Below are 20,371 nucleotides of genomic sequence, written 5' to 3'. Positions count from 1 at the left end.
CTCCGTTTCACTCAAAATGACCTTTGCTCCAAACCGAATATTCGCTAGGTCTCATGCCCATCTCACGTTTGAACAACTTAATGAAATAACTTTTGTTGGCATAACCCAAATAATCGGAAATCTCTTCAACACTTTTGCTGGATTGCTGGAGAAGCTCCTTCGCTTTCTGAAGCTTGACCATATTGACGTATTCGATGAAATTTTGATTTGTCTCTTTTTTAAACAAGCGGCTAAAATAACTGGAATTCAAGTTCAAATGGTTAGCCATATCCTCCAGCGTCATTTTCTCCGTTACATGCGATACAACAAATTGCTGTGCCTTGATCACTTCCGTACGTTTAGAGCTAATCGCATATATACTTAACCTTCTGGATAGCTCATTCAAATGCTGGATCATCCATTCTTCCAAATGATCTAATGTTTCAATCGCATTCACCGCATCGTACAGCTTCTCTTCCGATAAGAATGGGTGATACTGCAGTGTAACTTTTGTTTTCATTTGCAGGTCCATAAGCAGCTGCAGCACTAATTCCTTTACGTTGCTCGGATGAAACCTTCTTGCTCGAACCTCATGCGTCCACTCCACAATCGTTTTCCGCAGCTCGTCTGGTTCATTTAAAGCGATGCTTTGATTGATGCTCGCAAACAATTGAGAATACTCCGTATACATATCATCTTTGGAGAATGACACCACTCCGAAATTGTGTACTGCCGATTCTTTGAGATAAAAGCAATGCTCCGGCTCTTTCAGCATCGGAAGCAGGACCCCTTGCATTTCTTTTGGCCCTCTCGTTTCTCTTCCTTGTATACAGGAAACAGATATTTTTAAATACTTGTAGATCACGGCAATAGCTTCCTGCATCGCATAATAAATCTCTTGCTGCTCTTTGGCTGGATCATTGCTGCCGTACAAAATAACTAACTGCTTATTGCTATAACGAAAGGTCACCCAACGTGAAGCATCCAATAAGTCGTGCAAGACGTTTTCAACGGAGAACGCAATCGTATAATCATTCAACTTCCTGTTGCTTGCAACGGTCGACATGCGATCAATAATAACGACTAGTGGAATATAGCTTTTGGCATCGAGTGAAATACCGTTCGTCCGAGCTTGCTCCAACCATGCTTCCTTTGTCCAATAGGATTGAAACAAGGTGTCTTTCAAAAACTTTTCTTTAAACGCGGATTGATTCTTTTGCTTGTACAAAACCATATCCGTCGCTTTTTTGTTCTCTAATTGCAAATCGGTCACGATATTTTTCAATATGGCTTGTAATTGCTCGACATCCAAGCTTTCTTTCAAAATATAATCTTTCACATTCAATTTCAGCGCTTGCTGTGCATATTTAAATTCATTGTGGCAGGACAGAACAACGGCTCTGCCTTTTGGATTAATTTCACAAAACTTCTCAAGCATCTCAAGCCCGCTCATTTTTGGCATGCCAATATCGGTTAGTATAATATCGGGCGGACTCTGGCATGCTGCCTCCCAAGCCTCGAGACCGTTTGAATAACAGCCGATCAAATGGATATCAAGTTCATGCCACAAAACAGTTTGAGAGAGATAACGTACTACCGGATAATCATCATCCACTAGAATTGCCGTCAACATGCTGCGCACCTGCTCTCTTACACTCGAATGGGAATATTAATGTTATCTTCGTTCCGACACCTGACTCGCTTTCAATTGTGGTTTTGACATACTCTCCATAAACGAGCCGCAGCCTCTGAAACACATTTTTTACGCCGATGCCCGAAAAGCTTTTATTTTCGCTTTCCTGCGGGTCGCGTATATCCTCACTTTTCGCTTGAAGCTCTTTCAGCTTATCTTTAGTCATTCCAATTCCGTTATCTCGCACCACAATTCGAAGCAGCTCACGTCCATCGTCATGCTCTTTGTTCGCATCGATAAATATTTCACCGTCAAATTGTTCGAATCCATGAATGATCGCATTCTCTATTAACGGTTGAATCATGAATCGCGGAACCAATGCTTGCTCGCAGCCAGCTTCAAAGTTATAAGCGACTCTTACTTGATTGGCATGTCGGAAATTCATAAGCTTCACATAATGGAGCACGGTGTCTCCCTCTTCCTCCAAAGGAATAAACTCATTATCCCGATTAATCGTCATTCGCAATAAAGAGGAAAGCGATTTGATTAACTCCGCATTCTCCTGATCCCCTTGAATCAATATATTGAGCCTTATCGAATTGAGCAGATTAAACATAAAATGCGGATTAATTTGAGCCTGAAGCATTTCAAGCTCCGCTTTTCGTTTTTTCGCCTGTTCTAATGTAATTTGCTCGAACATCTCTTGAATGCGATCCAGCATAAAATCTATCGTTTTCGCTAAATGACCGACTTCGTTATGCCCGCGTATATTATTGCGCTCGTCGAGCTGACCACGTCCAATTTTCGTAACAAACACGCTTAAATCACGAATAGGCTTCGTTAATGCAGATATTCGGATCGTCAACAGCACAAAAAATAACGAGAAGAACAAGGCTTGAACGATGAAGCTAACGAACAGCACCTGTTTGTTTTTATCAATGGCCGCGGACATTGGAATAAGGCTAACGACCCGCCAATCGTTGCTCTCTAATTTTTGCTCGACATAAACATATTTTTTTCTTTCGATTTCGATCGTACGACCCATCCCCTCTGGCTTCCACCAAAGCAGCTTTTCTCCTATTTTGGATGGGTTCGCTTGCGAGATCACGACGCCGTTTGAGTCTAACAAAAACATTTCCTGATTTTCGTTTGTTGTAAGATAGGGGCGTATTAAGCGCTCATTTATATTAACGATCATATAGCCAATTGGAATACTTGCCGTCTTCTTGATCGGTCTTCCCATCGTTACGTAATTTGTCGTCATCTTTTCTGTTTGAATTTGTTCGCCAAGCCAATAGGTAGAAAATATCGGCAGCTCATTTAATTGATGAAACCATTTTCTCTCATACCACAATCTCGGGTTCAAATCACTGTGTGAATAGTTTGTATAAAAGGGGTCCTTCACCCCTAAAATCGTAACTTGAAAATCATTTTTTTGAATAAAAAGATCATCCAAAATTCGCGACAGCTTACTGAAATTAACCGCATATTCCTGCTTTTGCTCCTGCAGCGTTAATTCAGCTTTGTTGACCATTAGCATTTGACGTATTTCAGCGTTCATTAACACAAAATTCGATAAACTCAATGTCTGCTCAAACACGCTGTTAATTTCAGATTTAGCAACCTTGAGCGAATCCTCCGCATTCAAGACCACTTTGTCCAAAATAATATCTTTCGTTAAATAGTTGGTGACGAGGTAAATAACAGCTAGCGGAATGACAAAACAAATCAATGCTGACCAAACTAATTTCATCCGTAATGAATCTTGTCGAATTAACACAAGTGCAGGCCTCATATCTGAATAGAATAGGGACAGAAATTGATGCTCTTTCTGTCCCAAAACATTGTAAGCCCTTTAATACGAAAGATCAATTTCAATCAAACTCGTCATTAATTGCCGTTATTCTTAACAACCTCTGCGATATTTTTATCAATGTTCGCAATCGTTGTATCCACGTCTTGTTTGCCTAAGATATACAATTCCGCTTCTGGAATAACTGTATTTTTCGCTTCATCTGCATATTTGGCAGGTACTGGCGCATTTCCTGGAACCGTAGTGCTCATCGTATATTTCAATGACTCTACATCGATTTTTGAAGGATCTTTTGCAGCCGCCACAATGGTATCGATAAGCTTGCTGGAATCAGACTTCGCCCAGCCGGAGAATACACGGCCGCTGACAGCAAGACCTTCAGAGGTATACCATCTTACAAAGGTATAAGCTGCTTCTTTATTTTTCGATTTCGCTGCTACTCCCATATAAGTCGGTTGTACTGGGGAATAATGTTTGCTTTCGCCATCCAATTTCGGAAGCGGTGCGAATGCAGTTACGAAATTAGCTGGAATGGCATCCGTACCTCCGGACTCAGCTACCATCCAGTCACCCATCGGCAGCATAGCAGCTAGACCGTTGAAATATTGGTTGCGGTAAGCAAGCTTTTGCGAAATAATATCCTCGTACATATTAGCGCTCTTGTCTTCGTACATCATTTTTTTCATCATTTCCAAGTTTGCTTTAAGCACAGGGTCCGTCGCATTGGATGTACCGTCCGCTTTCAGGAATGTATTTTCCGAAGGCTTGCTCATCATTTGCAGTTGGAAGTAATCCGGCCAGTTATGCAAATAAGCTCCATAACGTTTCGTTGTTCCTTCGCCCTTCGTTAGTTTTTGCGCATATTCCATAAACTCTTTCCAAGTCCAGTCCGTTGGAACAGGCAATCCAGCCTCGTCGAGCATTTCTTTATTTAAAAGCACGAACCAACGCTGCATGGAGGAGGGCAAAGCGTAAATTTTATCGTTTACCTTCGTGTCTACAAGGTACTCGTCTTCGTATTTATAGCCATCCTTTTCGATATAGCTATCCAAAGGCTCCAGCAATCCAATATCGGCGCGCTGTGAATAGTTCGTGTAAGGCAATTCGATAATATCAAGCTGATCATTGGATGCTGCCATTAGATCCAGCTTTTGCATGGAAGCAATGGAATCACCTTTTTCATTCAAGAGGTCAAGTTCTACCTTAATATTCGGATGTTTTTCTTCAAAAGCCGAAATAACTTCCGTCCACTTCGCCTTGCCGTCCGTTTGCCACGTGCTTAGCTTCAGTGTTACTTGCTCTGCTGCTGGCTCTTTTGGAGCATTAGTCGCGTTTGTCGCGCTGCCAGCATTTGAATTTCCACCATTATTGCCCCCGGAACAAGCCGATGCGAATACTGCTAACCCCAATAACATCATCGATAATCTCTTTTTCATCGTAACCCTCCTAATATTTATAACACGACTAGTTATGAAAACGTCTACAAACAAATCCTACCACGTTCATTTCTGATTCGAAGTTCCCATATTTTACTGAAGAGAAACTATTTTGACTTTGTTACCCTTTTACACCACCAAGAGAAATGCCTTCGATAACCTGTTTTTGACCAATCGCAAAAATAATGAGCAAAGGAACGATCGCTGATACAGCGCCAGCCATCATAAGGGAGTAAATATCACCATATTGGTCTCCAAAAAGCCTAATGCCCAGCTGAATCGTGAATAGATCCTTCGACTTCAAAAAGATAAGCGGATACTGGTAATCATTCCATGTCCATATAAATCGCAGAATCGCGTAGGTTGCTAGACCCGGACGAATGAGCGGCAGTGCAATTTGAAAAAAGGAACGGAAATGGCCTGCACCATCCATACGTGCTGATTCCATATATTCATTATTTACGCCCATAAAAAATTGTCTGAGCATAAACGCTCCAATAATACTAAAGCTGTTAATAAGAATAAGACCAATATGCGTATCGATGAGGTTCAACCAGTTAAACAATAAAAATTGCGGTACCAACGACGCTTGTGGCGGCACCATATATAAGGCAAGAACAAGAAGGAACATCGTGTCTCTGCCTCGGAAACGCAGTTTTGAGAAGCCGAACGCTGCCAGTGCACATACGAATACATTGATCACGGTTGTCGTTAAAGTAATGTATATGGAGTTCGTGTAATACCGGAGAAACCCTCCTGTCCACACTTGTTTGTAATTTTCGATCAGATGCCACTTCGTTGGAATCCATTCAATTGGAAAGTTGAATACATCTGCTTCCGGTTTGAATGAGGTGGTCAGCATCCACAAGAATGGGAGCAGCGACATCATGCCGAAGGCGGCCATAATAATTGTCCATACGATTTTGGACACATTCACATTTTTCATTGCCAATTCCTCCTTCCTGAATTAATAGTTCACCCATTTTTTTTGTGCGAGCATCTGCAAGCCCGTTATAGCTAGGCAAATGACAAAAAGTACGAGAGCCATACTCGATGCGTAGCCTGTTTTCAATTGATTGAATGCTGTGTCATATAATTCATATACGATAACGGTCGTTGAGTTAGCGGGACCGCCCTGTGTTAACACTTGAATCAAATCGAAAATTTTGAAAGTACCAATAATTCCAGTTACGAGCAGGAAGAACGTAGTTGGCGATATGCAAGGCACCGTAATTTTACGGAATTTAGTCCATGTATTCGCACCGTCAATGTCAGCTGCTTCATAAAGATCTTTCGGTATGCCCTGCAAGCCAGCTATGAAAATAATAATGTTATAGCCGAGCAGAATCCAAATTTGAATCATCATCAACGATGGCATCGCATAGTCGATATCGGCAAGCCACTTCGGTGGATTCTCGAATCCGATCGAAATTAAGAAATTGTTAACCGGTCCATACGAAGGATGGAAGAGCACCTGCCATACCATAGCTACTGCAACAACACTAGAAATGTACGGTAAAAAGTAAACAACTTTAAACATATCCTTCAAGTACACATGCTTATCAATAATGATCGACAGCACCAATGCCAATACGATCGTAATGGGCACCGTAATAATGAAGATGAGATTGTTTACTAAACTTTTCATAAAAACAGAGTCATTAAACAGTCGTTCAAAATTATCAAAACCTACAAATTTTATTGCATCAATTCCCGCAACAAAATTCCAACTCGTAAAGCTAAGCAGCAGTGATCCTAATACAGGAATCAATGTAAGTACAACGAGTCCGATCATTAAAGGAGCAACGAATAAATAGCCTGCAATTTGCTCCCTTGCTCCCATACTGAGCTGGACTAACGTTTTTTTCTGTCTCATGAAGCTCCTCCTTCAAACTTTGTTTATATGCTTCATTTTAGAAAAAAAACGAGAGGCTCATAAGAATTAGATCTTTGTATTTTGGAACATATTTTACTTTTTATCTGTTCACACGTTTTTTTGAGCTTAATCACTTTCGTTTATTCTTAATCGTTGTTTCATTTTATTTAGGTTGAAAATATGCAAAAAAAAAAAAAAAAAAAGAGGGAGCAAACTGAGTGAATACTCAGCTTGCTCCCTCTTTTCACTTCATTATTCAGCTGCCGCAGCAACCTTTAGATTCTCTTTATGACGCGCTGTTGTACGTTCGCGATCACGCTCAAGAATTGGTTTTAAATATTTACCCGTATACGATTGCTCAACTTTAATAACCTGTTCCGGCGTGCCTGTTGCCACAATCATACCGCCGCCATTGCCGCCTTCTGGACCTAGATCTATCAAATAATCCGCCGTCTTAATGACGTCCAAGTTATGCTCAATTACGAGCACGGATTCACCTGAATCAACCAAGCGGTGAAGCACGGTCAACAATCTGTCGATGTCATGCACGTGCAAGCCCGTTGTTGGTTCATCCAAAATGTAAAGCGTCTTGCCCGTGGAACGACGATAAAGCTCAGCAGCCAGCTTAACGCGCTGCGCTTCACCACCTGATAATGTGGTAGCTGGTTGACCCAGCTTCATATAACCAAGACCTACATCAAGCAGCGTCTGGACTTTCCGATGAATACGAGGAATGTTCTCAAAGAATGAGCAGCCATCCTCAATGGTCATTTCCAGCACTTCCGCAATATTTTTACCTTTGTATTTCACTTCCAGCGTCTCCCGATTATATCGTTTACCTTTGCAAATCTCACAAGGCACATAGACATCAGGAAGGAAGTGCATCTCAATCTTAATGATTCCATCTCCGCGACAGGCTTCGCAGCGTCCGCCCTTCACATTGAAGCTGAATCTTCCCTTCTTGTAGCCGCGTACTTTCGATTCCGTCGTACTCGCATACAAATCACGGATATCATCAAATACTCCGGTATACGTAGCTGGATTAGATCTTGGCGTTCGGCCGATTGGCGATTGGTCAATATCGATGACCTTCTCCAAATGCTCGATGCCTCGCATTTCCTTGTACTGTCCAGGACGCGTCTTCGCTTTGTTCAAATCACGCGCTAACGTTTTGTACAAAATTTCATTAACGAAGGTCGACTTCCCAGAACCCGAAACACCGGTTACCGCTGAGAATACACCAAGTGGAATCTTCACATTTACATTTCTTAAATTGTTCTCCTTCGCGCCACGAACCTCTAACCATTTGTCGCTCGTCTTGCGGCGCTCGGAAGGCACTTCAATAAACTTGCGTCCACTCAAATATTGGCCCGTCAATGAGTTTTCATTCGCCATCACTTCCTCAGGCGTTCCTTCTGCAATGACCATGCCTCCGTGTATACCCGCTCCAGGCCCGATGTCGATAATATAATCGGCTGCCAGCATCGTATCCTCGTCATGCTCAACGACGATGAGCGTATTTCCAAGGTTGCGCATATGCTCAAGCGTCTCAATCAAGCGATCATTATCTCTTTGGTGCAGCCCAATGCTTGGCTCGTCCAATATATAAAGGACGCCCATAAGGCTTGATCCAATTTGCGTTGCCAATCGAATACGCTGTGCTTCTCCGCCCGACAGTGTACCCGCTGCGCGGCTTAATGACAAATACTCTAATCCTACATTTACAAGGAAACCTAGTCGGCTGTTGATCTCTTTCAAGATCAAGTTTGCGATTGCTATTTCCTTCTGAGACAGTTTTAACGAATCAAAATACCGCTGTGCATCTCCAATAGATAAGGAGGTGACTTGGGAAATGTGCTGCGCGTTGATCGTAACCGCTAATGTTTCCTTGCGAAGACGTTGTCCCTTACAGCCTGCACATGGCTTAGCACTCATATAGTTCTCAATATGCTCGCGCATCATATCCGATGCGGTGTCTCTATAACGCCGCTCAAGGTTATGAACGATGCCTTCGAATGGAACATAGGCCTCTTTGCGATGACCAAAATCGTTCTCATATAGGAAACGAACACGCTCTCCGCCTGTTCCATATAATATCTTCTTCATCTGCTCCGGCTCAAGCTCGGATACCGGAACATCCTGCGGTATGCCATAATGCACGCAAACCGCACTTAGAAACTGCGGATAATAATTTGACGTACTGCCCGCCCAAGCAAGGAAAGCAGCATCCGCAATCGACTTGCTCATATCAGGTACGAGCAAATCTGGATCAACGATCATTTTCATGCCTAAACCATCACAATCCGGGCATGCCCCGTAAGGACTATTGAACGAGAACATGCGCGGCTCCAGCTCTTCGATACTAAAACCGCATTCTGGACAAGCCAGATTTGAGCTGAATAGAAGCTCCTCCTGATCGATGATATCAACGAGCACCCGGCCCTCAGATATTTTCAGCGCAGTTTCGATTGAATCGGCAAGCCTCGTTTGAATATCTGATTTCACGACGATACGATCGACAACCACTTCGATGCTGTGCTTTTTATTTTTTTCTAGCTCAATCTTCTCGCTGAGCTCTCGCAATTCGCCATTCACGCGTACACGTACAAAACCTTGCTTCTGAATGTCTGCGAGCAGCTTGGTATGCTCCCCTTTGCGGCCTGAAATAAGCGGAGCCAAAATTTGCAGCTTCGTCTTCTCTGGGTATTCCATAATCCGATCGACCATTTGCTCAACGGTCTGCGACGTTATTTCGATCCCATGCTCTGGACAATGCGGCTTGCCGATACGGGCAAATAAGAGCCGCAAATAATCATAAATTTCAGTAACCGTTCCGACCGTAGAACGCGGATTGCGGCTTGTCGTCTTCTGATCAATAGATATAGCTGGTGATAGCCCATCAATAGAATCAACATCCGGCTTTTCCATTTGCCCAAGAAATTGGCGTGCATAAGCGGATAATGATTCAACGTAACGACGCTGTCCCTCTGCATAGATGGTATCGAATGCAAGGGAAGATTTACCGGAGCCGCTTAACCCCGTCAGTACCACAAATTTGTCGCGCGGTATCGTGACGTCAATGTTTTTTAAATTATGGGCGCGAGCGCCCTTCACAACTATTTTATCGCTAGCCAATCGTTTCTCCTCCTACTTCTTAGCCCATCTCGGCACGCAGTTCAAGCAGCGCATCCCGCAGTTCTGCTGCACGTTCGAACTGCAAGTTTTTTGCTGCGTCTTTCATTTCCGCTTCCAGCCTTTGAACAAGCGCCAGACGGTCTTTCTTGGTCATTTTGTCCACGCCGGCACCGGTTAAGTAGTCGGCTTTCTGCTCGGCTACCTTCGTCGCTTCTATTACATCGTGAACCTTTTTCTTGATCGTTTGCGGCGTAACGCCGTGTTTCTCGTTGTATGCCAGCTGAATGGTACGACGGCGCTCTGTTTCTTTGATCGCGCGATCCATAGAATCGGTAATCTTATCGCCGTACATGATAACGCGCCCTTCACTGTTTCTCGCCGCACGTCCAATCGTTTGAATGAGCGCGCGATCCGAGCGAAGAAACCCTTCTTTGTCCGCATCGAGAATCGTAACGAGCGATACCTCAGGCAAATCGAGGCCCTCTCGAAGCAGGTTGATTCCAATGAGCACGTGGAAAACGCCGAGCCTTAGGTCACGCAGTATGGCCAATCGCTCCAACGTCTTAATATCGGAATGGAGATACCTTACCTTAATGCCTATCTCCTTCATATAATCAGTTAAATCCTCTGACATCTTCTTCGTCAGCGTTGTAACAAGAACCCGTTCATCCTTCGCAATGCGATCCCGAATCTCGTTCAACAAGTCATCGATTTGTCCCTTCGTTGGGCGGACATCAATGATCGGATCAATCAGACCAGTAGGACGAATAATTTGTTCGATCATTTTGTCGGTGTGCTCTATCTCGTATGGACCTGGCGTTGCGGATACATAAACGAGCTGCTTGGCCTTCGCCTCGAACTCCTCGAAGCGCAGCGGCCTGTTATCCATTGCTGACGGAAGGCGGAAGCCGTGATTAACGAGCATCTCTTTACGCGCCCGGTCACCATTATACATCGCTCGAATCTGTGGCAGCGATACATGGGACTCATCAATAACAATAACCATATCATCAGGGAAATAATCAAGCAGCGTATAAGGCGTTGCTCCTCGCTCTCTAAAAGTGAGCGGCCCCGAATAGTTCTCAATGCCTGAGCAAAAGCCCATCTCCGCCATCATTTCCAAGTCATAGCGCGTCCGCTGCTCCAGTCGCTGTGCTTCGAGCAGCTTGCCTGCTTCGCGGAGCTCGACGAGTCGTTCCTCCAGCTCCCTCTCAATATTGACGAGCGCTACCTTCATCGTCTCTTCTTGAGTAACGAAGTGAGAAGCAGGGAAAATGGCAATATGATCGCGTTCGCCAATGATTTCGCCGGTGAGCACATCAATTTCTGAAATGCGCTCAATCTCATCACCAAAGAGCTCTACACGAATAGCCCGCTCATTATTGGCGACTGGGAAGATCTCAACAATGTCGCCGCGAACACGGAACGTTCCGCGCGTAAAGCTGATATCGTTGCGCTGATATTGAATATCGACCAGCTTATGCAGAATTGCATCCCGCGACTTCTCCATCCCTACACGGAGCGAAAGCACGAGGCCGCCGTATTCCGTCGGAGATCCGAGACCGTAAATACAGGAAACGCTCGCTACGATGATCACATCACGGCGTTCAAACAAAGAGCTCGTCGCTGAATGTCGAAGCTTATCGATCTCATCGTTTATGCTGGAGTCCTTCTCAATAAACGTATCGGTTGAAGGGATGTATGCTTCCGGCTGATAATAATCATAGTAGCTCACAAAATACTCTACTGCATTGTCAGGGAAAAAAGTTTTGAACTCACTGCACAGCTGTGCGGCCAGCGTCTTATTATGGGCAATTACAAGCGTTGGTCGGTTTAGCTCCTCGATCATGTTCGCGATTGTGTACGTCTTGCCTGTACCCGTTGCTCCCAGAAGCGTCTGATGTCTCTTACCTGCATGAATACCTTCTATAAGCTGTTCGATTGCCTTTGGTTGATCGCCTTGCGGCGTATAATCCGATTTTAACTCAAACAGCCTTGTTTCTTTTGCGAGCTCACTCACGCCTATCATCCACCCCCATCATTCCGAAATATATGCTCTTATCATTATAGTCAAATATAGTCATTTCATTTCATCTGATATTTCAAAATAAGAATGTTTGTTCCCATCTATTATAACGTTATCCTTAAAGTCGCGCAACGTCGGAAAACAAAAAAAGAATACGTACAGCATAGTCAGTTGCTCGCCTGCGCTGATGTATTCTCATTTATGCCGTTGTTCCTCTTTCATAAAAGCATTTCCTTGCCGTTTTTCTTCTCCTGCCATTGCTTGTACCACTCCGTCACCTGCAAAGGAACGGTAAGTCCCAGATCATTTTCTATCGTTTGAAGAAGACGCTCATAGTGGAAAGTCACCTTATCGTAACAGCCCAGCTCATCATAAAGCCTCATCACGATCAGCCCCTCCTCCTCCTCGTAAGGGTCCATCGTTTGTATTCTTTCATACAATTGCAATGCATCGCTTGTTCGATCGCCGCGCTCTAAATAATAAGCAGCTAACATCCTCGCCAAACTCAGCCATAACTGACGTAAACGCTCTCGCTCATACTCCGCCCATAGATATCCGTAATCCTGTAAATAGTCGCCCTCATATTCACCTAGCAGCCGCAAAGCCTGATCCTGATCCTCAGAAATCGAACCGCTAAGCTTAACCATTCCTTGCTCCCACCGCTCCATATCAAGAACGACTTGTCCCATATCGAGAATATAACCTTCTTGAATACTGGAATTATGAATCGCTATGTTCATGTTCATTTTCTGAAGGCATTGCCTAATTTGATAGATAGCCGTGTACAGCTGTGTCATCGCACGCTTCATATCCATCTCTGGAAAAAATAAATCGAGCAGTATCGACTTGTGTACAATTTGCCCGCGGTGATGCAGCAGATAACAAAAAAGCTCCTGGGCTTTAGCCGTTCGCCATTTCGGCAGCTCCGGAGGCTGTCCATAGGAGGATTGAAAACGCAGCGTTTTAAAACAAAAAACGGTCTGCTCCTGCTTCTCGATTTCTTTCGACAACGGTTTTGTGCTCCTGCGCTTCAATAAACGTTCGATTGTTATCTCAACGCGCGATTTCTGAAGCGGTTTTAACAGATAATCAACTGCATTCAGCTCAAATGCCTTTATCGCGTATTCATCATGCGCCGTGACAAAAACAATATCGGCTTGCGGACATATTTCTTGAATAAGCTCAGCTGCTTGAATGCCAGATAATTCAGGCATATGGATATCTAGAAAAACAACATCAGGCTGCAGCTCACTCGCCTGCTCCACTGCTTGTTTTGGATTTTGAAACACATCAATGCTCGTTATTTCCATCGATTGGCGGAGCACCCGCTCCAGTTGAACGAGAGCCAGTCTTTCATCATCGATTACAAGAACCCTCATTTTTCTACACTCCTATCACATTCACAATCATCCTAATTTGTTTACAATTAGAAATTTTCATTTATCTATTTTCATATCGGCTTTTTTCCCAAAATCATTCATGCTTTTGTAACTATATATGAGTAAAAAGACCTAACTTGTTCAGAAATTGTATAGTACTGTTCTATAGAATAAGAATTATGTTGGAATAGATCGTAATATGCCGAAATCGTGTGCGGTTACCATGCATTTTTAACCAAAAATGCCATCACGTACTCCTACCTCTCTGTCAGGTCGGCGCTTTTCTCGCAAAGCACCCTTATATACATAACTCTCCCAACTAACAGCAGGCCGATCACTACATGAAGCTCATTTTAATAAAGAAAGGGATGATGTTTTGCTGCTAGCTCCAAATAACTAGAAATAAATGAATACTCGAGCATTTTAAGATGGAGGATACCAAGAAATGAGAAAAAAGACAACTGCACTCATGATCGCTTTTTTGCTAATTTTTCAATACGTAAACTTTGCCGGTATTTTAAAGCCGGTAGAGGCAGCTGCTATTAATGATAATATTATTACTAAAATGACTTTGACTAACACGGCTACACCTAATTCAGTTATCGCTTCAGTTTATAATTCTGTTTATTATGTCAATCCAGAAATCCGTGTCAACCTCGACAAAGATATTCTCTCATTAAACTACGAGTGGGAGCTTCCCGAAAACCATAAGTACATAGAAGGTGATCAGTTCATATTTGATCTGCCTGCGGAACTAGTCATGTATAGCGGGAATATTACAGAGAAAGCCCTGAGTGCTCCAAATGGTGAACCTAGCGTCGGAACCTATAAGTTAGAAGGGCGAACGGTTACCGTCACGTTTAATGAGTATATCAAAGGGGGGGCACCTGCTTCTGGAACGCTCAGTTTCTGGAGTTTTTTCACAAAAGTAAGCGTCGGCAACCAAACGGAAGTACCTATTAAATTTAATATCGGCGATACCATCACCATTCCGATTGCACCTAAAGGTGTAACATCTCCAATTAGCAAAAAGGGAACACCGGATAAGAGTTTTAATGCTGAGAACATTACTTGGACAGTTGATGTGAACAAGGATCTCAAAAAAGTTAATGGAGCCGTTGTCACAGATACGATTCCTGCTGGTCTGACTTTCACGCCGGGCTCGCTCAAGGTTTACAAAATGACTTCAGACACCGATGGTGTCCTGTCTAATCCAATACTACAAAATGAGCCTGCTGACTATCAAGTGACTGCACCCGTTTCACCTGATAATAAATTGCAGCTAGACTTAGGAAATATAAATTCGGTTTATCGCATTGTATTTGATACAGCTGTTACCGACATCACAAAAGCAAATTTCAAAAATACAGCCACATTAAAGGGCAGCAATATCACCGATGTTTCTGCTTCAGACACGATAACGAACAGCCGCGGCAAGCTGCTTGAGAAATCAGGTACATATAATGAAGCTGCTCAAGTCATCGATTGGACCATTAAATACAATTTTGGCGAAGATACGATAGCAAGCGCTGTTTTGACTGATTTGTTCGATAAAGACCATGAGCTTGTACCAGGTTCCATTAAAGTATTCCCTGTGGCCGATCCGGTTGCTGGCACGCCAGGAACTGAAATACCGTCGACCGACTATACTCTGGACTATGATGTAAGCAGTCATCCAAAAAATCAAAACACCAAGAACGGTTTTAAGCTGTCCTTTAATAACCCAATCACTGGCGCTTATAAAATAACCTACCAAACCAAGCCAGTTGGCAATTTGTATGACGATAAAGCAATTAAAAATACGGTTTATTCGGATAGTAAAGAATCCAATACGGTCACCGTAGATGTTAAGCAGCATTTTTTGCATAAAACAAATAGTAATGCTAACTACAAAGATAGAACGATAGACTGGAATGTTGAAATCAATAGAGACAAATATAATTTGTTTGGTCTGAAATTTGAAGATACTTTCATCAGCGGCGGCTTAAAGCTTGTACCTGGCACCTTGGTCGTCAAGCAAAATGGTATTGTCGTGAATAGTCCGCTTTATACCATCACGTATGATCCAGCCGGTGCAACTAATACAACAAAAGGCTTCAAAATCGATTTTCCAGATGGCAATTCTACTTACACTATCTCATATACAACGGAATACGACTATACGGACGGATCCTATTTTTCTAATACAAATTTCTCTTTCAAAAATACGGGCAAACTGATCTGGAAAGAGACTGCTGTAGGATCAGAGAAAAATCAATCCGAAACGTCAACTTTTACGCCTAATAAGAACACACAGGACAACGGCTATAAGAATGGCAGCTATAATGCCACAGACAAAAAAATTACATGGAACATCGGCATTAACTACAATAGCAAAACAATTGCCAATGCCGTCGTAACAGATACGCTGGAATCGGTACAACAGCTCGTGGCTGGATCGATTGAAGTACGCAAGCTGACTGTGAACAGCAATGGTTCTACGACCCCTGGTGCACTCGTTGCTCCAACAGGAAATTACAGCGTTGTACTTCCAACGACTGCCAACAATAACCAATGGCAGATTGCATTTACTAATCCAATTACTGAGCCTTACCTCATCACATTCAAAACGGATGTGGATGGAAAAGTGCTTGGCGCAACGGAAAAAACAATTAACAATCATGCTTATTTAAGCGGCACTGGTTATACAACGAAGGATCTTACTGCTTCCGTGACGATACCAAAAGCCGGTGAATATGTATTCAAAGAAGGTCAGCAAAATGATGATTCCGTCAATTGGACGATTTATATTAACCGTGGTCAGTCCACTGTTGACGAAGCAAAAATTTATGATGTGCCTAGCAAAAAACAAACGCTTGTCAAAGAATCATTTAAGCTCTATCTTACAAGCGTAAACAGCAACGGCAATGTAACCAAAACTGGTTCGGCTATTAGCCCTACAGATCCGGTTCATGGCTATAAACTAACTTTCAAGGAAAATACGGATCCAGCTATTTCAAGTGATGAGACATTTGAGCTCAGCTTCAACAATGAAATATCCAAACCTTATATTCTTGAATACCAATCCATTATTGATGCTAAAGACAAAGAAACCATTTCAAATACGGTTACTTTCACTGGTGCTGGAGGTATTTCCAAGCCCGTTGACAATGCGACAGAGGTGAAAATAGCATTATCCGGCGGAGAAGGCACTGGCAGTAGCTATAAAGGCGATTTAAAGGTAGTTAAAGTTGACAAAGATGATCCAACGCTCAAGCTGTCCGGCGCTGTTTTTGAACTAACTCGCAATTCGACCGGCGGTGTAATCGCACCATCTAAAAACGCTAATGGCGAGCTTGAATATAACGGCTTGCGTTACGGTAAATACACTTTGAAAGAGAAAAGTGCACCAGCTGGCTACGCAATTGATGGTACAGGCATCTACGAAGTAACGATCAATTCAACGACCGTTCCTGTTGTGAAGGAAATCAAAAACGCGAAGCTTTTAGGCAGCTTGGAAGTAACGAAAGTTGACTCCGCTAATGCAGCAACTGTTCTGGCCGGAGCGACGTTCGAGCTTTTCAATAGCGCTAATGTAAGCCAAGGCACACAAACAACAGCCGCAAACGGCAAAGCAACTTTCACTGGCCTTCCTTATGGCAGCTATGTACTGAAAGAGGTTTCAGCACCTACCGGCTATAGCATCATCGGAAACGGTGAAGTGAATGTTACGATTAATGCTTCTGTTGTTACGAAACAAGTGGGTAATACAAAGCTATTTGGTACTTTGGAAGTCACTAAAGTAGACAGCGTTAATCCTGCAATCGTTCTTTCAGGAGCAACATTCGAGCTGTTCAACAGCGCCAATGTAAGCTTGGGTCAAAAGACGACAGACACTAGCGGCAAAGTATCTTTTACTGGCCTTTCTTACGGCACTTATGTACTAAAAGAAGTTTCAGCACCTGCAGACTACAAAATAATGGGCAGCGGCGAAGTGAATGTGACCATTAATGCAGCTGTAGTATCTGAAAAAGTGAAAAATGAAAAGCTAGAAGGCAGCCTTGAAGTAACCAAGGTAGACAATGATCATACGTCAATCGTTCTTGCCGGAGCTACGTTCGAGCTTTTCAATAGCGCGAATGTAAGCATGGGCAAACAAACGACGGCTGCAAACGGAAAAGCAGTATTCACGGCTCTTCCTTACGGCAGCTACGTGCTGAAGGAAATCTCGGCACCTTATGGCTACAGCATCATCGGCAACGGTGAAGTAAATGTTACGATTAATGCGTCTACTGTATCAAAAGAGGTTAAAAATATTCAGCTGCTCGGAACCTTGGAATTAACGAAAGTAGACAACGATAATACTGCCATTGTTCTTGCTGGAGCTACATTTGAGCTATTCAACAGCGCCAATGTCAGCCTAGGCAAAAAGACAACTGATTCAACCGGCAAACTAACTTTCACTGGTCTTCCTTATGGCAGCTACGTGCTGAAAGAAATCTCAGCACCTGTCAACTACGGCATCATTGGCAGCGGTGAGTTAAGCGTTGTGATTAATGCCTCTACTGTAAGCAAAGAAGTGAAGAATGCTAAGCTGCTCGGCACCTTGGAAGTCACTAAAGTAGATTACGATAATACTACGGTCGTTCTCGCTGGGGCTACGTTTGAGCTATTCAACAGCGCAAATGTAAGCTTAGGCAAACAAACAACATCTTCTAGCGGTAAAATATCATTCACAGATCTTCCTTACGGCAGCTATGTGCTGAAGGAAATCTCAGCTCCATCCGGCTACAGCATGATTGGCAACGGTGAAGTAAACGTAACGATTAATGCGCCATCTGTATCTAAAGAGATCAAAAATACAAGAGATCCTCTTGGCAGACTGGAAGTAACCAAAGTAGACAGTGCGAATACAACAATCGTTCTTGCTGGCGCTACATTTGAATTGTACAGCACCTCTAATGTGAGCTATGGCAAACAAACGACGGCTGCAAATGGCAAAGTATCCTTCACTGGACTTCCACTTGGCAGCTATGTATTGAAGGAAATCTCAGCGCCTGCTGGTTACAGCATAATCGGCAGCGGCGAAGTAAGTGTCACTATCAACTCTACAGCGGGAAATTCGGTCACAGTTAAAAATAACAAAGTAATTGTGCCAACACCGACGCCAACGATAGTTCCGACACCTACACCAAAACCAACGACAACGCCGAAGCCAACGACAACACCAGTTGCGACGCCTGCGCCGACTACTTCTACAGAAAAGGAAGTTACGGAAGTAGACAAACCAGTTGAAGGTGAAGTGGAAGTCCCTGATGGCAGCGTGCCTGTTGGAGGCGTAAAGCCTGATCATGGTAAAGTTGTCATTACACCAGATGGCAAATGGGTTTACACTCCTGACCCTGGATTTAAAGGAAAAGATACATTCTCTATTATCGTTAAAGATAAAGATGGCAATGAAGAAGAAATCTTCTTCGAAATCGATGTAGAGGATCCGCCTCGCGGCGGAATCACAACACCAGACGTTCCTGTATTGCCTAAAACAGGCGAGAACAGCTACCTGCTTATGCAGCTGCTAGGTCTAGCTATGATCGTTGTTGGTGTTTCGACAATTGTGGTCAAAAGAAGAACAAGACGCTAAGTGACTAAAACGATGCAAAAAAGGTGAATCAGGAATATCCTGATTCACCTTTTTGTTATTTCGAGCCTTTTTATTTCGAGCTATAACTAGCTGTCCATTCTCTCCGCCTGCGCATCACGCCGATTAGAAGCATGATAGCTGCGCAGCAGCTGCAGCAACGACGCTGGCCCAGCCGATGCATAATAGTTGGCCTGTTCATCGGGAGCTAGAATGACCCCGAGCTGATGGTGCTCACCAGCAAATCGCGCCCGTTGCGCAAATTTTAATTCACCTTCAAGATTTAATACTTCCAGCTTGCAAAATGCGGAGTTTTGAACAAGTGCTTCATAAAGGTCTTCTTTTGTCCGCACACGCACACCATTAACCTTGTGCAAAATCTCGCCTGTCAAAAGCCCCATTAATGCCGCTGGAGTGCCAGGCATGATTCCTAATATTCGCAGCCCGCGTGAGTCATGCACATATAATGGCGATAAAGCCGCTTCTCTCACACGGCTTCTCCATATAATAGCTTCATGCAGCAGCAGTGAAACCAGTGCAGCAAGCGGCAGCAGCATAGGCTGCCACCAAGCCAGAATTGCTGCGACAGCTAAGCATATGCTGTACAGCAGCAGCCCTTTCGAGGCATGCTTCGCTTTTTCACGCGGCAATAAAGAACGTGTCATTTCCGTAAATCCGATAATCATAGGCAACGCTACGAACGACCAGCCTTGCGACCAATCTGCTCCAAATAATGGTGTCCACGGCAATGCCGTCATAGATGATCCGCTCGCCCCAGTCGGTACCAGCATAAGCAGCGGGACTGGCCAAAAGCCCTGCAGCATATAGCCACCAACGAGCTTTCCACGTTTACCCTCAAGAAATAATGGCGTCGATAATCGATCACCTTGCCAGCGAACAAGAACGGCTTCTGCAAGATGAAGCAGCGCAACGAGCACAAGCAAACCAGCAGCATCAATTCCTGCAAGGGAGACAGCCAATGACCCGAGCCAATCCGTCCGCTCCGTAAGCGTTGTCCACCCGAGCAGCCACTGAAGAAGAGTAATGACTCCTGCACTGTACGCAAAACATAAGTATCTAATTCGAATCAGCATTAAGATAGCCGCAACTGCCCAAAGCCAAAGTACAGCTTCTCCTGTTAACGATACGCCAACGAATGCTCCTGCAATGGAAACCGCTACACCAATCAAAAGACCCGTTAACATCGCCTTAAAAACCAAGCTTGGCCAATGATGTAGCTTTACTGCAAACATCTGCCTCTCCACTCGTATTTGCCTTGTATACTGTAAAATGATGAATAACACCGCAATATAATAAAATGGCTGTGCAACTAATTGGACAGCCGCTTGCCCGAGCATTTCCAATAACTCGATCGCCGTTTCCAAAGCTAACACTCCTTCGCTCGTTCCCCATATCCTTATAAACATAAAAAAATAAAAGGCCGACCCTGTTAAACAGAGTCAACCTCTTATTCATT

At 43.6% G+C, this 20,371-nt stretch carries 10 protein-coding genes; 1 reads left to right on the top strand and 9 read right to left on the bottom strand.

Going from position 1 to position 20,371, the window contains the following annotated elements; all coding sequences use genetic code 11:
* Positions 1-7: 7 nt before the first annotated feature.
* The 8 genes from AC1DOV_RS18530 to AC1DOV_RS18495 form a co-directional block, all read right to left on the bottom strand.
* The gene (locus AC1DOV_RS18530) at positions 8-1,612 is read right to left on the bottom strand and encodes a response regulator transcription factor (protein WP_441874815.1); all 1,605 of its coding nucleotides are present in this window, start codon (positions 1,610-1,612) and stop codon (positions 8-10) included.
* Complete coding sequence (locus AC1DOV_RS18525; protein ID WP_477550695.1) at positions 1,587-3,392, bottom strand: cache domain-containing sensor histidine kinase; 1,806 nt, start codon at positions 3,390-3,392, stop codon at positions 1,587-1,589. Before AC1DOV_RS18525 ends, AC1DOV_RS18530 begins: the two co-directional genes overlap by 26 nt.
* 110 nt (positions 3,393-3,502) lie before the next feature.
* Positions 3,503-4,861, bottom strand: a complete 1,359-nt coding sequence (locus AC1DOV_RS18520; protein WP_430057022.1) for an ABC transporter substrate-binding protein — start codon at positions 4,859-4,861, stop codon at positions 3,503-3,505.
* A gap of 121 nt (positions 4,862-4,982) precedes the next feature.
* Positions 4,983-5,807, bottom strand: a complete 825-nt coding sequence (locus AC1DOV_RS18515) for a carbohydrate ABC transporter permease (RefSeq protein WP_339205323.1) — start codon at positions 5,805-5,807, stop codon at positions 4,983-4,985.
* A 21-nt stretch (positions 5,808-5,828) separates the two neighbouring features.
* A complete protein-coding gene (locus AC1DOV_RS18510) occupies positions 5,829-6,737 on the bottom strand; it encodes a carbohydrate ABC transporter permease (RefSeq protein ID WP_076266160.1) in 909 nt (302 codons plus the stop codon).
* A gap of 252 nt (positions 6,738-6,989) precedes the next feature.
* On the bottom strand, positions 6,990-9,872 hold the full coding sequence (uvrA, locus tag AC1DOV_RS18505; protein WP_339205325.1) for an excinuclease ABC subunit UvrA: 2,883 nt from the start codon (positions 9,870-9,872) through the stop codon (positions 6,990-6,992).
* 19 nt (positions 9,873-9,891) lie between these two features.
* On the bottom strand, positions 9,892-11,892 hold the full coding sequence (gene uvrB, locus AC1DOV_RS18500) for an excinuclease ABC subunit UvrB (RefSeq protein ID WP_477511530.1): 2,001 nt from the start codon (positions 11,890-11,892) through the stop codon (positions 9,892-9,894).
* A 224-nt stretch (positions 11,893-12,116) separates the two neighbouring features.
* A complete protein-coding gene (locus tag AC1DOV_RS18495; protein ID WP_477511529.1) occupies positions 12,117-13,277 on the bottom strand; it encodes a response regulator in 1,161 nt (386 codons plus the stop codon).
* Positions 13,278-13,722: 445 nt separating this feature from the next.
* Between AC1DOV_RS18495 and AC1DOV_RS18490 the strand changes: the two genes are divergently transcribed.
* Positions 13,723-18,897: a SpaA isopeptide-forming pilin-related protein gene (locus tag AC1DOV_RS18490; protein ID WP_477511528.1), complete on the top strand. Its 5,175-nt coding sequence runs from the start codon at positions 13,723-13,725 to the stop codon at positions 18,895-18,897.
* Positions 18,898-18,983: 86 nt separating this feature from the next.
* Here AC1DOV_RS18490 and AC1DOV_RS18485 read toward each other — a convergent pair whose 3' ends face one another.
* Positions 18,984-20,279 carry a PDZ domain-containing protein gene (locus AC1DOV_RS18485; RefSeq protein ID WP_477550694.1) on the bottom strand — a complete coding sequence of 432 codons (1,296 nt, stop codon included), beginning with the start codon at positions 20,277-20,279 and terminating at the stop codon, positions 18,984-18,986.
* Positions 20,280-20,371 lie beyond the last annotated feature (92 nt).

Source organism: Paenibacillus sp. 01T47 (assembly GCF_056398245.1).
This window is presented reverse-complemented; position numbering and strand designations above follow the sequence as displayed.

What these genes read in the sequence shown, in the direction of transcription:
- AC1DOV_RS18510 (WP_076266160.1), bottom strand. Translation starts at nt 6,737, where the DNA reads ATGAGACAGAAAAAAACGTTAGTCCAGCTCAGTATGGGAGCAAGGGAG.
- AC1DOV_RS18530 (WP_441874815.1), bottom strand. Translation starts at nt 1,612, where the DNA reads ATGTTGACGGCAATTCTAGTGGATGATGATTATCCGGTAGTACGTTAT.
- AC1DOV_RS18495 (WP_477511529.1), bottom strand. Translation starts at nt 13,277, where the DNA reads ATGAGGGTTCTTGTAATCGATGATGAAAGACTGGCTCTCGTTCAACTG.
- AC1DOV_RS18490 (WP_477511528.1), top strand. Translation starts at nt 13,723, where the DNA reads ATGAGAAAAAAGACAACTGCACTCATGATCGCTTTTTTGCTAATTTTT.
- AC1DOV_RS18515 (WP_339205323.1), bottom strand. Translation starts at nt 5,807, where the DNA reads ATGAAAAATGTGAATGTGTCCAAAATCGTATGGACAATTATTATGGCC.
- AC1DOV_RS18520 (WP_430057022.1), bottom strand. Translation starts at nt 4,861, where the DNA reads ATGAAAAAGAGATTATCGATGATGTTATTGGGGTTAGCAGTATTCGCA.